This is a genomic window from Acidovorax facilis (genome assembly GCF_023913775.1).
Lineage (GTDB): Bacteria > Pseudomonadota > Gammaproteobacteria > Burkholderiales > Burkholderiaceae_C > Acidovorax > Acidovorax facilis.
On sequence record NZ_JAMXAX010000152.1, the window covers coordinates 1 to 12,821 of the forward strand.

11 protein-coding genes are annotated in these 12,821 nt (G+C 63.7%); 10 read left to right on the forward strand and 1 reads right to left on the reverse strand.

Annotated features, from left to right (window positions below; genetic code table 11):
- The 3 genes from NFX52_RS26340 to NFX52_RS26350 form a co-directional block, all read left to right on the forward strand.
- A partial coding sequence (locus NFX52_RS26340; protein ID WP_252635885.1) for an ABC transporter permease occupies positions 1 to 351 on the forward strand: 351 nt, incomplete at its 5' end.
- A 26-nt stretch (positions 352 to 377) separates the two neighbouring features.
- On the forward strand, positions 378 to 1,142 hold the full coding sequence (locus NFX52_RS26345) for an ABC transporter ATP-binding protein (protein WP_055401438.1): 765 nt from the start codon (positions 378 to 380) through the stop codon (positions 1,140 to 1,142).
- 47 nt (positions 1,143 to 1,189) lie between these two features.
- Positions 1,190 to 2,350, forward strand: coding sequence for a YncE family protein (locus NFX52_RS26350; protein WP_055401436.1), 1,161 nt, complete (start codon positions 1,190 to 1,192; stop codon positions 2,348 to 2,350).
- 104 nt (positions 2,351 to 2,454) lie between these two features.
- Here the strand turns inward: NFX52_RS26350 and ilvD are convergent, their stop codons facing one another.
- The gene (gene ilvD / locus NFX52_RS26355; protein WP_055401445.1) at positions 2,455 to 4,161 is read right to left on the reverse strand and encodes a dihydroxy-acid dehydratase; all 1,707 of its coding nucleotides are present in this window, start codon (positions 4,159 to 4,161) and stop codon (positions 2,455 to 2,457) included.
- A 121-nt stretch (positions 4,162 to 4,282) separates the two neighbouring features.
- On the opposite strand from ilvD, the gene NFX52_RS26360 reads away from it, so the two are divergent.
- The 7 genes from NFX52_RS26360 to NFX52_RS26390 all read left to right on the forward strand — a co-directional run bounded on the left by NFX52_RS26360 (position 4,283) and on the right by NFX52_RS26390 (position 12,507).
- Positions 4,283 to 5,209, forward strand: a complete 927-nt coding sequence (locus NFX52_RS26360; RefSeq protein ID WP_055401434.1) for a LysR family transcriptional regulator — start codon at positions 4,283 to 4,285, stop codon at positions 5,207 to 5,209.
- A gap of 24 nt (positions 5,210 to 5,233) precedes the next feature.
- Positions 5,234 to 6,061, forward strand: a complete 828-nt coding sequence (gene lgt / locus NFX52_RS26365) for a prolipoprotein diacylglyceryl transferase (protein WP_055401432.1) — start codon at positions 5,234 to 5,236, stop codon at positions 6,059 to 6,061.
- A 368-nt stretch (positions 6,062 to 6,429) separates the two neighbouring features.
- Entirely contained in the window at positions 6,430 to 7,098 is a 669-nt protein-coding gene (locus NFX52_RS26370; protein ID WP_055401443.1) for a GntR family transcriptional regulator, read from the forward strand.
- Positions 7,095 to 8,618 (forward strand): malonyl-CoA decarboxylase, encoded by a 1,524-nt coding sequence (locus NFX52_RS26375; protein WP_082437600.1) that lies wholly within the window; start codon positions 7,095 to 7,097, stop codon positions 8,616 to 8,618. The genes NFX52_RS26370 and NFX52_RS26375 overlap by 4 nt, the downstream gene beginning before the upstream one ends.
- A gap of 173 nt (positions 8,619 to 8,791) precedes the next feature.
- Positions 8,792 to 9,793 carry a Bug family tripartite tricarboxylate transporter substrate binding protein gene (locus NFX52_RS26380; RefSeq protein WP_252635886.1) on the forward strand — a complete coding sequence of 334 codons (1,002 nt, stop codon included), beginning with the start codon at positions 8,792 to 8,794 and terminating at the stop codon, positions 9,791 to 9,793.
- A 298-nt stretch (positions 9,794 to 10,091) separates the two neighbouring features.
- Positions 10,092 to 10,895 carry an enoyl-CoA hydratase/isomerase family protein gene (locus NFX52_RS26385; RefSeq protein WP_055401428.1) on the forward strand — a complete coding sequence of 268 codons (804 nt, stop codon included), beginning with the start codon at positions 10,092 to 10,094 and terminating at the stop codon, positions 10,893 to 10,895.
- 58 nt (positions 10,896 to 10,953) lie between these two features.
- Complete coding sequence (locus NFX52_RS26390) at positions 10,954 to 12,507, forward strand: malonate--CoA ligase (protein WP_055401426.1); 1,554 nt, start codon at positions 10,954 to 10,956, stop codon at positions 12,505 to 12,507.
- Positions 12,508 to 12,821: the final 314 nt, after the last annotated feature.

Sequence of the window (12,821 nt, forward strand, 5' to 3'; positions counted from 1 at the left end):
CTGCTTGGCGCCACTGCCCTGACTTTGCTGGCTGCCAGTTTTGTGGTTGCCATTCTGGGGGGCCTTGCGGCCCGCTTTCGTGACGTGACGGTGGCCCTGGGCAGCCTGATGCAGGTCAGTTTTTTTGTGACCCCCGTGCTCTGGGTGCCTGACCAGCTGACCGAACGTGCACAGTGGGTGGTGCGCCTGAATCCATTGGCGCTTTTCCTGGACCTGACGCGCAGCCCCCTGATGGGAGAGGTCCCCGCCCTGCAGACCTGGGGTGCCGCAGTGGGGGTGGTCTTGCTGTTGGGTTTGATTTTCTTTTGGCAGTACGTCGCGATTCGGCGGCGGATTGTGTACTGGCTGTAGGCGCCGCCACCCTTCGGTATCCCAAGATGGCCCATATCCAGTTGTCCAACGTATCCATCGACTTTCCCGTGTTCACTACGCGGTCACGGGGCCTGCTCAATACGGTGTTGGGGCTTCCTATGCGTGACAAGGCCCGCGTGGAGGCCAGCGGTTTGCGACAGGTCAGCGTGCATGCGTTGCGTGATGTGTGCCTGTTGCTGCGTCCGGGGGATCGGGTCGGCCTGATTGGTTCGAACGGCGCTGGCAAAACCACGCTGCTGCGCGTGCTCTCGGGCGTCTATGAGCCCATGCAAGGCGAGCTGTCCTTCAGTGGCCGGATTGCTGCGCTCACAGACATCATGCTGGGCATGGATGTCGATGCCACTGGGTACGACAACATCATCATGCGGGGCATCGTGATGGGTCTGACGCGCAAGCAGGCGATGGGCCTCATACCCTCGGTAGAGGCATTCACACAGCTGGGCGAGCATCTTCAGTTGCCGGTCAGGACGTATTCCCAGGGCATGCTGCTGCGCCTGGCGTTTGCAGTGTCCACGAGCGTGGTTCCCGATATTTTGCTCATGGACGAAATGATCGGTGCTGGTGACGCGAAGTTTTTCAGCCAGGCCAAGGAGCGTATCAACGGGCTGATCGAGCAGGTCTCCATTCTGGTGCTGGCATCCCACAATGAGGTCATTCTCAAGAGCTTTTGCAACCGCGCGCTGGTCCTCAAGGATGGACGCGTGGTGATGGATGGCAGTGTGGACGATGCCTTGGCGTTTCACAACGTCCAGCAAGGGGTTTCGCCGTGAGACTGGCATGCATCGGCCCCGCTGAGGTGTTGGATGCTATTGCATCCATGGGGCGAACCGAAGATGTGAGCTGGTCGCCCGACGGACGCCGTGTGGCGCTTGCTGCCATCACCCTCGACAGGGTGCTGGTCGTGGGGGTGGACTGCCAGTTTGAAAACGGGCAGAAGGTGCTCTACCTGACGGATGCCGTGCAGGTTGCGTCCACCAGCCTCAAGCGCCCCCATGGCCTGTGCTGGATCAGCAACAGCATCATCGCGGTCGCCAGCCGGGAGGGCAATGTATCGCTGTTCGACATTCCCCCGGCGGATGGTCTGACCGCGTTGCACACGTTGGAGCCTCTGTCCGTGATCGGCAAGCAGGAAACGGAGCTCCTGAGTACCCCAGGAAGCCTGTGCGCACGGGATCTGGGCGCAGGCTTGCACGAGCTGTGGGTGTGCAACGGCTTTTCCCATTACGTGACCCATCACCTGCTGAACGCTGCTGCAGGTTTTTCCCATCTGGATGCGCAGCTTCTCATGCAGCACGGGCTGGAGGTTCCGGATGGTGTGGCGCTGGACCTCAATGCTGAATGGGTGGCGGTCAGCAACCACGACCGCCACATCGTCGCGCTCTACCGCAACGATGAGTTTCTTGCGCCTGGCAACGCGCCTGCGGCACAACTGCGTGGCGTCAGCTACCCCCATGGGCTGTGTTTCCTGGCGGGCGGGCGCATTCTGCTGGTGGCGGATGCTGGCGCCCCCCATGTGGCCGTGTTTCACCGAGATCCTTCCGGGTGGTGCAGCCTGGCCGAGCCGAATGCCGTGTTCCGCGTGCTGGATGACGCTGTGTTTGAGCAGGGGCACCACAACCCGCGCGAGGGTGGCCCCAAGGGCATCGATGTGCATGAGCCCTGGGGCCTGATGGTGACCACCTGTGCAGAGCAGCCCCTGGCCTTTTTCGACATCCGCGACGTCGCGGCTGGTGTGGAAGCCTCGGCGCCAGAAGATGCGGTGAACCCAGGCTCGCCCGGTGCCTCACCTGCAGACCGTACACGGGTGACCGTACTTCGGCTGGTGCGGGATGTAGCGGCCCGTGAGGCTGCCGTGACGGCGGCCGTGCGAAAGGAAGTGGGATTGATGCGCGCGAGCTGGTCCTGGCGTGTGACCGCACCGTTGAGAGTTTTGGCGGGCGGCTGGATCCGGTGGCGGTCGAGGCGGCGCGGGTTTTAAGACGCAAGTCACGCGGGGGCACACAACGCGGATGCCATGGTCTTGGCAGCAAAAAAAAGCCCGCCGGGAGCGGCGGGCTTTTGCTTTTTTGAAAGCGCTGAACGTCAATACGCGTCGAGCACCGCACCCTTGCTGGCGCTCGATGCATTGAACGCGAACTTGGCCTGCACCCCGCGCGTATAGCGCGGTGCGGGGGCCGTCCAGGCAGCGCGGCGCTTGGCGATCTCTTCTTCGCTCACGTTCAGCTCCAGCAGCAGTTGGCGTGCGTCGATGGTGATGCTGTCGCCTTCGTTCACGAAAGCGATGGTGCCACCGGCTGCCGCTTCAGGCGCCACGTGGCCGACCACCATGCCCCAGGTGCCGCCCGAGAAGCGGCCGTCGGTGATCAGGCCCACGCTCTCGCCCAGCCCGGCGCCGATGAGCGCGCCGGTGGGGGCCAGCATTTCGGGCATGCCGGGGCCGCCCTTGGGGCCCAGATAGCGCAGCACCATCACGTCCCCCGCCTTGATCTTGCCAGCAAGGATGGCTTCCAGCGCCGATTGTTCGTCGTCAAACACGCGGGCCGGTCCGGTGATCACGGGGTTCTTCAGGCCCGTGATCTTGGCCACGGCGCCCTCGGGGCTCAGGTTGCCCTTGAGGATGGCCAGGTGGCCTTGCGCATACATGGGCTTGTCGATGGGACGGATCACGTCCTGGTCGGCGCGCGGCTGGTCAGGCACGTCCTTGAGCACTTCGGCAATGGTCTTGCCTTCGATGGTGATGCAGTCGCCATGCAGCAGGCCTGCGTTCAGCAAGATCTTCATGACCTGCGGGATGCCGCCTGCGCGGTGCAGGTCCACAGCCAGGTATTTGCCGCTGGGCTTGAGGTCGCACAGCACGGGGGTCTTCACGCGCACGCGTTCGAAGTCATCAATGGTCCATTCCACGCCCGCTGCGTGGGCAATGGCCAGGAAGTGCAGCACCGCGTTGGTGGAGCCACCCGTGGCCATGATGACGGCCACGGCGTTCTCGATGGACTTCTTGGTCACGATGTCTCGCGGCTTCAGGTCCATCTTGATGGCTTCGATCAGCACCTTGGCCGATTCCTTGGCCGAGTTCATCTTTTCGTCGTGCGGGTTGGCCATGGTGGACGAGTAGGGCAGGCTGATGCCCAGGGCCTCGAACGCGCTGGACATGGTGTTGGCGGTGTACATGCCGCCGCACGAGCCGGTGCCGGGGATGGCGCGCTTCTCGATCTCTTTCAGGTCAAAGTCGCTCATCTTGCCGGCGGCGTTCTCGCCCACGGCCTCGAACACGCTGACGATGTTCAGGTCCTTGCCCTGGTAGTGGCCAGGCAGGATGGTGCCGCCATACACGTAGATGGCGGGCACATTGGCGCGCAGCATGCCCATCAGGCCGCCCGGCATGTTCTTGTCGCAGCCACCCACCACCAGCACGCCGTCCATCCACTGGCCGCCCACGCAGGTTTCGATGCAGTCGCTGATGACCTCGCGGCTCACCAGGCTGTATTTCATGCCCTCGGTGCCCATGGCCATGCCGTCGCTGATGGTGGGCGTGCCGAACACCTGCGCGTTGCCGCCCGCTTCCTCAATGCCAGCGATGGCCGCATCGGCCAGCTTTTGCAGGCCGCTGTTGCAGGGCGTGATGGTGCTGTGGCCATTGGCCACGCCCACCATGGGTTTCACGAAGTCGCCTTCCTCGTAGCCCATGGCGTAGTACATGGAGCGGTTGGGCGCGCGCGACTTGCCTTGCGTGATGTTGGCGCTGCGGCGGTTGATGGGCTGGATCGGGATGACTTTGTTGTCTGCCATGGTGTGTTTTTCTTCGTGGAGCGAATCTTGTGGGTGGGGAAACTTTTCGCAGCCGCGAGTATGCGGCGATTGGTGGGCGCCATCCAATCCATTTGTACAGGGCGATTAATATGTACAGCATATGAAAGAGCCATTCATTGATATGCGTTTGTGGCGGCAGTTTGCCGCTGTGGCTGAGGAACTGCACTTTGGCCGCGCGGCGCAGCGCCTGCACATGACACAACCGCCGCTCACGCAGGCCATCGCCGGGCTGGAGCGCACGCTGGGCCTTCAACTGTTCGACCGCACCAAACGCAGCGTGCAGCTCACTCCAGCCGGGGCTGCCCTGTTGCCGCAGGTGCTGGATTTGCTCGACCGCGCCCAGGCACTCCCTGCACAGGCGCGCGCGGCGGCAGCGGGCGAGGTGGGGCGGCTGCGTCTGGCGTTTGTCTCGACCGTGGGTTTTGGGATGCTGCCGCAGTGGGTGCGAGCCTTCCGGGCCCAGTGGCCCGGGGTGCGGCTTGAATTGATCGAGGCGACGGGAGATGTGCAACTGCAGGCGCTGGCGCGGGGGGAGATTGATGCCGGGCTGCTTTTGCACACGCCCGGCCAGGCGCCACCTGCCCTGCAAAGCCTGTGCGTGGCGCAAGAGCCGCTGGTGCTCGCGCTGCCTGAGCATCACCCACTGGCGCGCACGCCCACCGTGCGGTTCTCTGACCTGCTGCGGGAGCCTCTGGTGATTTTCCCCCGCCCGATCCTGCCCTCGCTGTACGACGCCATCGTGGCGCTGTACCACGCCGCAGGGCAGGTGCCGCAGGTGGCCCAGGAGGCCATCCAGATGCAGACCATCGTCAACCTGGTGTCGGCCGACCTGGGGCTGGCCTGGGTGCCTGCCAGCGTGCAGCAGTTTCAGCGGCCGGGCGTTGTCTACCGGCAGTTGGGCGGCAAGTCTCCCCCGGCGCCCGTGTGCGAAACCAGCCTGGTCTGGGGCGTCAATGTGCCGCCCGCACTGGCCCGGTGGATCGACTTTGTGGCCCATGAGGTGCAGGCCAGCGCCCTGAAAGGGTAGTGCTGCGCGTGCACAATCGCCCCCATGCTGACTTATCCCCACATCGACCCTGTCGCCCTGCAGATCGGCCCGCTGGCCATCCACTGGTACGGCCTGACCTATCTTGCGGCCTTTGGCCTGTTCATGCTGCTGGGCATCCGGCGCCTGCGGCACGAGCCGTTTGCCTCTATCACCGGCCCTGGCGCATGGTCGCGCAAGGACGTGGAAGACATCCTGTTCCTGGGAGTGGCGGGTGTGGTGGTGGGGGGGCGCCTAGGGTATTGCCTGTTCTACAAACCTGCGTATTACCTGAGTCACCCCCTGGAAATTTTTGCCGTGTGGCAAGGGGGTATGGCCTTTCACGGTGGCTTGTTGGGCGTGATAGTGGCCATGTTGTGGTTCGCACATTCGCGCAAGCGCCCCTGGCTGCAGGTGGCCGACTTTGTGGCGCCCTGCGTGCCCACGGGTTTGGCCGCAGGGCGGGTGGGAAATTTCATCAACGGCGAACTGTGGGGCCGTTTTGCCAGCCCGGACCTGCCGTGGGGCATGGTGTTTGCACACAGCGGTTCCCTGCAGCCACGCCATCCGTCGCAGGTTTACCAGTTCCTCATGGAGGGCTTGCTGCTGTTCATCCTGCTGTGGCTGTATGCGCGCAAAGAACGTCGCCAGGGCCAAGTAGCCGCCGCTTTCCTGGTGGGTTATGGCACCTTCCGTTTTGTTGCCGAATACTTCCGCGAGCCCGATGCGTTCCTCGGCATTCTGTCATTGGGTATGAGCATGGGCCAGTGGCTGTGCGTGCCGATGATCGCCGCGGGCGTGGGCCTGTGGGTGTGGGCACAGCGCCAGCCCGCGGTGGCGCAAAAAATCAGTTGAAATTGGCCTCTAGCGCTTAACTGGTAAGCGCTAGAAGCTATGAAAATGGTAGTGCCTGCCGTTGCAAGGTAAGTGCTCTGCCGGTGGGTAAGTCGGGGCGATGTGTTGACCTGCCTCCGCCGCGCTTCCCATGCGGCTTTTTACCGAAATGAAACGGCCCTCGTGTTGCATCTCTGCACCATGCGTGCACCGTTTGTCGCCCCATCCGCACATTTCAGGGTTTTCCTCTTGTGATTTTGCGTAATTATGAGAAATTACGAACTACTCAGAGTGATGTTGACGTTTGGCGGCATTTGAAGCCGCGTTGGCAGCAAAAGATGCAGGCGTTTTGCCTGCGCACCCTGACACCCTGGAGTTTTCCCCGCACCATGCGCCCGGTTCCCAACTCACTGCACGACGAAGCCGCCTCGCGCTTGCGCGAGCAAATCTTTGCGGGCGCCTTGCCCCCCGGGAGTTTTCTGGACGAAGCGGCCTTGTGCGAGCGGCTCGCTATTTCGCGCACGCCGCTGCGCGAGGCGCTCAAGGTGCTGGTGGCGGAGGGCTTACTGCGCCACGAACCGCGCCGCGGCTGCTTTGTGGCCGAGATCACCGAGCGCGACCTGGATGATCTTTTTCCCGTGATCGCGCTGCTGGAGGGGCGGGCGGCCCATGAGGCCACGCGCAAGGCGGTCGCGGCGGATGTTGCGGCGCTTGAGGTGTTGCACGAGCGGCTGCAGCAGTTTGCCGCTGAAGGCCTGATTGCCGACTACTACGAAGCCAACTACGCCATCCACGAGGCCTTCATCACACTGGCGGACAACCGCTGGCTGGCCCAGGTGATTGGCGATCTGCGAAAGATCCTGCGCCTGGCGCGAGCACAAACGCTGCATGTGCCAGGCCGCCTGCAGCAAAGCCTGGCCGAGCACTTGGCGGTGTTCGCCGCGCTCAAGGCGCGCGACTGCGACGCCGCCGAAGAGGCCATGCGCAACCATCTGTTGCGCCAGCGCGATGCGCTGCGCGACGTAGCCCGCAACCAGCAATCGAGGCTCACCCCATGATCAACAGCACCCCCGAATGGATCACCCGCAGCGTGTCGCGCCTGCGCACGGCAGCGCCCGCCGCAGACAAGCCCGCTGAAAAGACCGGCGAGAAGGCAAGCGAGAAGGCGGCCGACAAACCGGCCCGCGCCGGGCTCGACAAATCGGTGACCGATGTGGTGGCCAAGGTCGCCGTGCCACGTTCCACCAACGAGCGGCTGCAGGCCACGCTGCGGCGCGGGCAGGAGGCTCTGTCGCCCCGCGCGCTGCGCCGCCTGCTGGCCGACCTGCAGGAGGTAGTGGCCCCGCAGGTGAGCGAGATCGAAGGCGGCCGCCGCGCCCAGGCCGTGGCCGAGTGGTATGCCAAGGCCGAGCCCGAAGAGCGCCGCGACATGTGGCTGCTGATGTGCGAGCAGTTCGCCCCCGACGCCACGCGCTTCAAATCGGCCCGCCAGCGCTACGAAGCGGCGGCTGGCACGGCCGAAGAAGGGCAGGCCGAGATCAGCCTGCGCCGTGCACTGGTGTCGCCGCGCACGCGGCTGCTGCAGCGTTTCTCTGCGTTCCCTGAAGGCATGCGGTTCTTGCTGGACATGCGTGCCGAGCTGCTGCCACTGCTCAAGTCCGACAAGCGCCTGTTGGCGCTGGATGCCGAGCTGGAGCACCTGTTCTCGACCTGGTTTGACGTGGCCTTTCTGGAGCTACGCCGCCTGTCGTGGGACTCGCCCGCCTCGCTGATCGAAAAGCTCATCAAGTACGAGGCCGTGCACGACATCCGCAGCTGGGCCGATCTGAAAAACCGGCTCGACAGCGACCGCCGCTGCTACGGCTTCTTTCATCCGCGTTTGCCCAACGAGCCGCTGATCTTTGTGGAGGTGGCGCTGGTGGACAAAATCTCGTCCAGCATCACGCCTTTGCTCGACGAAGCGGCGGCACCCGCTGACATCGGGCGGGCCACCACGGCGATTTTCTATTCGATCAGCAACACCCAGACCGGGCTGCGCGGTGTGAGCTTTGGCGATTCACTCATCAAGCATGTGGTGGAGACCCTCACGGCTGAATTTCCCCGGCTGCGCACCTTTGCCACGTTGTCGCCGATTCCGGGTTTCCGCGCTTGGCTGGCCAAGCATGCCGGTGCGATGCTGGAGCGCCTGGATGACAAGCGCCGCACCGAGCTGGGCCGGGCCGTGGGCTTCGAACCCCCGCAGGCCACCCATCTGCTGGCTGCGCTCGACAAGGCCACCGACCTCGATGCCCGATCGCCCGTGCGCCAGATGCTGATGGAGTGCGCCGCACGCTACCTGGCCCGTGAGCTGCAGGACGGAAAGCCAGTGGACCCGGTGGCCCGCTTCCACCTGGGCAACGGAGCGCGGGTGGAACGCCTGAACTGGGCGGGAGACCCGTCCAGCAAAGGACTGAAACAATCGTACGGGCTGATGGTGAACTACCTGTACGACCTCAAGCGCATCGACAAGCACCGCAGCTTGCTCGCGCAAGGCAAGGTGCCGGTGTCGGGGGACATCGACAGCCTGTGCCGTGACTGACCGCAGGCCCCGGTGCCGCGCAATGCCATCATCGTCATCATCGGTGCAGACAATGGCCAACGGACCCCCTCAGAGGGGAGCCAGCCGATGGTGGCAAGTGCCTGGCACGGTTTTGAACGGTGGGGCACCGTAGGCCTGCTTTCCTTTTTTACAACGACGACAGGAGACAAGGAATGAAAGACATGCGAATTCAGCGCCGCGAGGTGCTGCTGGGGGCTGCTGCCACAGGTTTGGGGCTGGCCACGGGCACGGTGCCTGCATGGGCCCAGGCATCGGCCTGGCCCACCAAACCGGTGAACCTGGTGGTGCCGTTCCCTGCGGGCGGCGGCACCGATGCCTTTGCGCGCCCCCTGGCAGCGCAGTTCTCCAAGGCCACCGGCAAGACGCTCGTGATCGACAACCGAGGGGGCGCGGGCGGCACCGTGGGGGCCAGCTTTGCCTCCAAGGCCGCACCAGACGGCTACACGCTCTTCATGGGGGCCGTGCACCACGCGATCGCCCCGTCGATGTACCCCAAGCTCGACTACGACCTGGAGAAGGACTTCATTCCGCTGTTCTTGCTGGCCAACGTGCCCCGGGTGGTGGTGGTCAACCCCAAGAACGTGCCGGTCAACAACTTCCAGCAGTTCATGGACTATGTGAAGCGCAACCCCGCCAAGCTCAATTACGGGTCTGCGGGCGCTGGCACGTCGCACCACCTGGCGGGCGAGCTGTTCAAGCAGCAGACGGGCACCTTCATCACCCACATCCCCTACCGGGGTGCCGGCCCCGCGCTGCAGGACCTGATTGGTGGGCAAGTGGACATGATGTTTGACGGGCTGGGTTCCTCGGCGTCCCACATCAAAGGTGGGCGTATCAAGGCGCTCATGGTGTCGGGCCCCAAGCGCAATGCCGCGTTCCCAGACGTACCCTGCGCCGCCGAAGTTGGCCTGCCCGACTACACCGTCACCACCTGGTACGGCCTGTGGGCACCCAAGGGCACCCCCGCCGATGTGCAGGCGCGCATCGTGGACGAGGTGCGCAAGCTGGGCAGCGCCGACGAACTCAAAACGATCTGGGCCAACAACGGCGCCGAATACGGCGGCATGACCCAGCAGCAGTTTGCGGGCATGGTCAGCAGCGAGGTCAAGCGCTGGGCGGCGGTGGTGAAGGCCTCTGGAGCGAAGCTTGATTAACCCCCCAGAAGGTGTGAATGAACCCGCCATGCCCGCTCGTCCCGCAAAAACCCGCCCCGTCGTTGTTGCAAATGCTCGCCATAGCCGCGCTATGGCTGCGCTTTGCGCCTAGACAGAGCGCGTTTGTGCGGTCCGCTCGGACACGCCGGATTCATACACACCTTCCGCGCTTCGCGCCTTCCCCCTGAAGGGGGACGCCACCCGTGGCCCGGCAAAGCCGGTTCCACGGTGGCGCTGGCGATGGCGCTGCGCCGGCTTTTGCGGGCAGTGGACTTTGCAAACGTGATGGGCAACGAATATGTCGGGTGAAGTGTTGATGGAAGCGGGTGAGGGCGGTGTGGTGCATGTCACGCTGCGCCACACCGGGCGGCTGAACGCCATGTCGCGACCCATGTGGCGGCAGCTGCGTACGGTGTTTGAAGACATCCAGCAGCGCAGCGATGTGCGCTGCGTGCTCATTGCGGGGGAGGGCGATGCCTTCTGTGCGGGCGGTGACATTTCGGAGTACCCCGGCTTTCGGTTTGATGTCGCTGCCTTGCGCGACTTTCATGAGAACGACGTCTGGGGTGGGCTCAACGCCATGCTGCTGTGCGATGTGCCTGTGGTGGCGCAGATCCGTGGCGCCTGCATGGGTGCCGGGGTGGAGATCGCCAGCTGCTGCGACATCCGCGTGGCGGGCAGTGGTGCGCGTTTTGGCGCGCCGATTGCCAAGCTGGGTTTCCCGATGGCCCCGCGCGAGGCGCAGCTGGTGGCGGGTGCTGTTGGTGACGTGACCGCACGCCAGATGCTGCTGGAGGCCGCCACCTTCAGCGCCTCTGACATGCTGGCACGCGGCTTTCTGAGCCGTGTGGTGGCCGACGACATGGTGGCCACCGAGGCCCTGGGCAGCGCACTGCGCATCGCCGCACTGGCGCCGCAGGCCGCCCGCATGAACAAACAGACATTTCGAGCATTAAAAATGCCGATAGCGCTTGATGGTAAAGCGCTGGCAGCTATGAAAAATATAGTAAACGGGGCGCCTGACCCCTATGCCTACGCGGACAGCGCCGAGCACCGCGAAGGCATCACCGCGTTCCTAGAAAAACGCGCGCCGTTGTTTTGACGGGCCCCGCCCGCCTTGTTGATCCAAACCTTAAAAACTGCCCAATCGTCCAACTGCCATGAGCCAACACAACCTCTTCAGCGCCCTGCGCGCAGCCTTCCCGTCTGACCTGGACAGCACCGCCGTCGAGACCACGGCGGCAGACGGCACCCCGCTGTTCTACACCTGGCGCGACCTGGACCGCGCCAGCGCCCGCATCGCCAACTTGCTCGCATCGCTCAAGCTGCCCCAAGGCAGCCGAGTGGCCGTGCAGGTCGAAAAGTCGGTCGAAGCCATGGCGCTGTACCTGGCCACGCTGCGCGCGGGCTACGTCTTTTTGCCGCTCAACACCGCCTACCAAAGCGCCGAGATCGAATACTTCATCGGCAACGCCGAGCCCGCCGTGGTGGTGTGCAGCCCCGGCAACTTTGGCTGGGTCAGCAAAATCGCCTTCACCCTGGGCACGCAGCATGTGTTCACCCTGGGCGACGACCGCACCGGCAGCCTGCTCGATCGCGCCGCCCACCACGGCGACGAACACCAGCCCGTGGCCCGCAGTGCCGACGACCTGGCCGCCATCCTTTACACCAGCGGTACCACCGGCCGCAGCAAGGGCGCCATGCTCACGCACGGCAACATGCTGAGCAACGCGGTGATGCTTAAAGATTACTGGGGGTGGAAGGCTGGTGATGTATTGATTCACGCCTTGCCCATCTTCCACGTCCACGGCCTGTTCGTCGCCATCCACGGCGCGCTCATCAACGGCAGCAAGATGATCTGGATGGCCAAGTTCGACCCCAAGGCCGTCATCGCCGCCATGCCCCGCGCAACAGTGTTCATGGGCGTGCCCACGCTGTACGTGCGCATGCTGGCCGAGGCAGGCTTGAACAAAGAGGCGGTGAAGAACATGCGCCTGTTCATCGCAGGCTCTGCGCCGCTGCTCATCGAAACCTTCAAGGAATGGCAGCAACGCACCGGCCACACCATTTTGGAACGCTACGGCATGAGCGAAACCATCATGCTCACCAGCAACCCCTACAGCGCCGACAAGCGATACAAAGGCGAGGATGAGCGCCGTGGTGGCACCGTCGGCTTCCCCCTGCCGGGCGTGAGCCTGCGCGTACAGGGCGACGACGGCAAAGACCTGCCCGTGGGCGAGATCGGCGGCATCCAGGTCAAGGGCCCCAACGTGTTCAAGGGCTACTGGCGCATGCCCGAGAAGACGGCCGAAGAGTTCACCAAAGACGGCTACTTCAAAACCGGCGACGTGGGCAAGGTCGATGAACGCGGCTACGTCCACATCGTGGGCCGCAGCAAAGACCTCATCATCAGCGGTGGCTACAACGTCTACCCCGCAGAGATCGAGGGCTACATCAACGATATGCCGGGCGTAGCCGAAAGCGCCCTGGTCGGCGTGCCCCACCCCGACTTTGGCGAAGTGGGCGTGGCCGTGGTGATTGCCAAGCCCGGTGCCAAGCTGGATGCGGATGCCATCGTGGCCCAGCTCAAGTCGCAGTTGGCCAACTTCAAGATTCCGAAGAAGTGCTTTGTGGTGGCGGAGCTGCCGCGCAATACGATGGGGAAGGTGCAGAAGAATTTGCTGCGGGATCAGTACAAGGGGTTGTTTGCCTGAAGTTGAAAGGCCGGCATCCAGGCCCGCCTTGGCGGGCCCGATCAGAACAAGCATCGGAATGCGTCCATCCGCAGAATTTTAGGTTTGCCTAAAAGGCGAGGGCATGCACACTGCCAGCGAAATAGCCGTGTCGAAATGCGTTGTCAGACTTCTGTTGTTTTGATTTTTTCGCCTAAATCTAGTTAGATGTCACATCCCGGACGATTGCATAGACTCCAAACGCTATCCACTCTTCATGGCGCGAGCGGTTCTAAAGGAGTTGATAGAGTCCTTGCAATCCACCCAGGGAGTGAAGCCATGTTGATAGCCCTGCA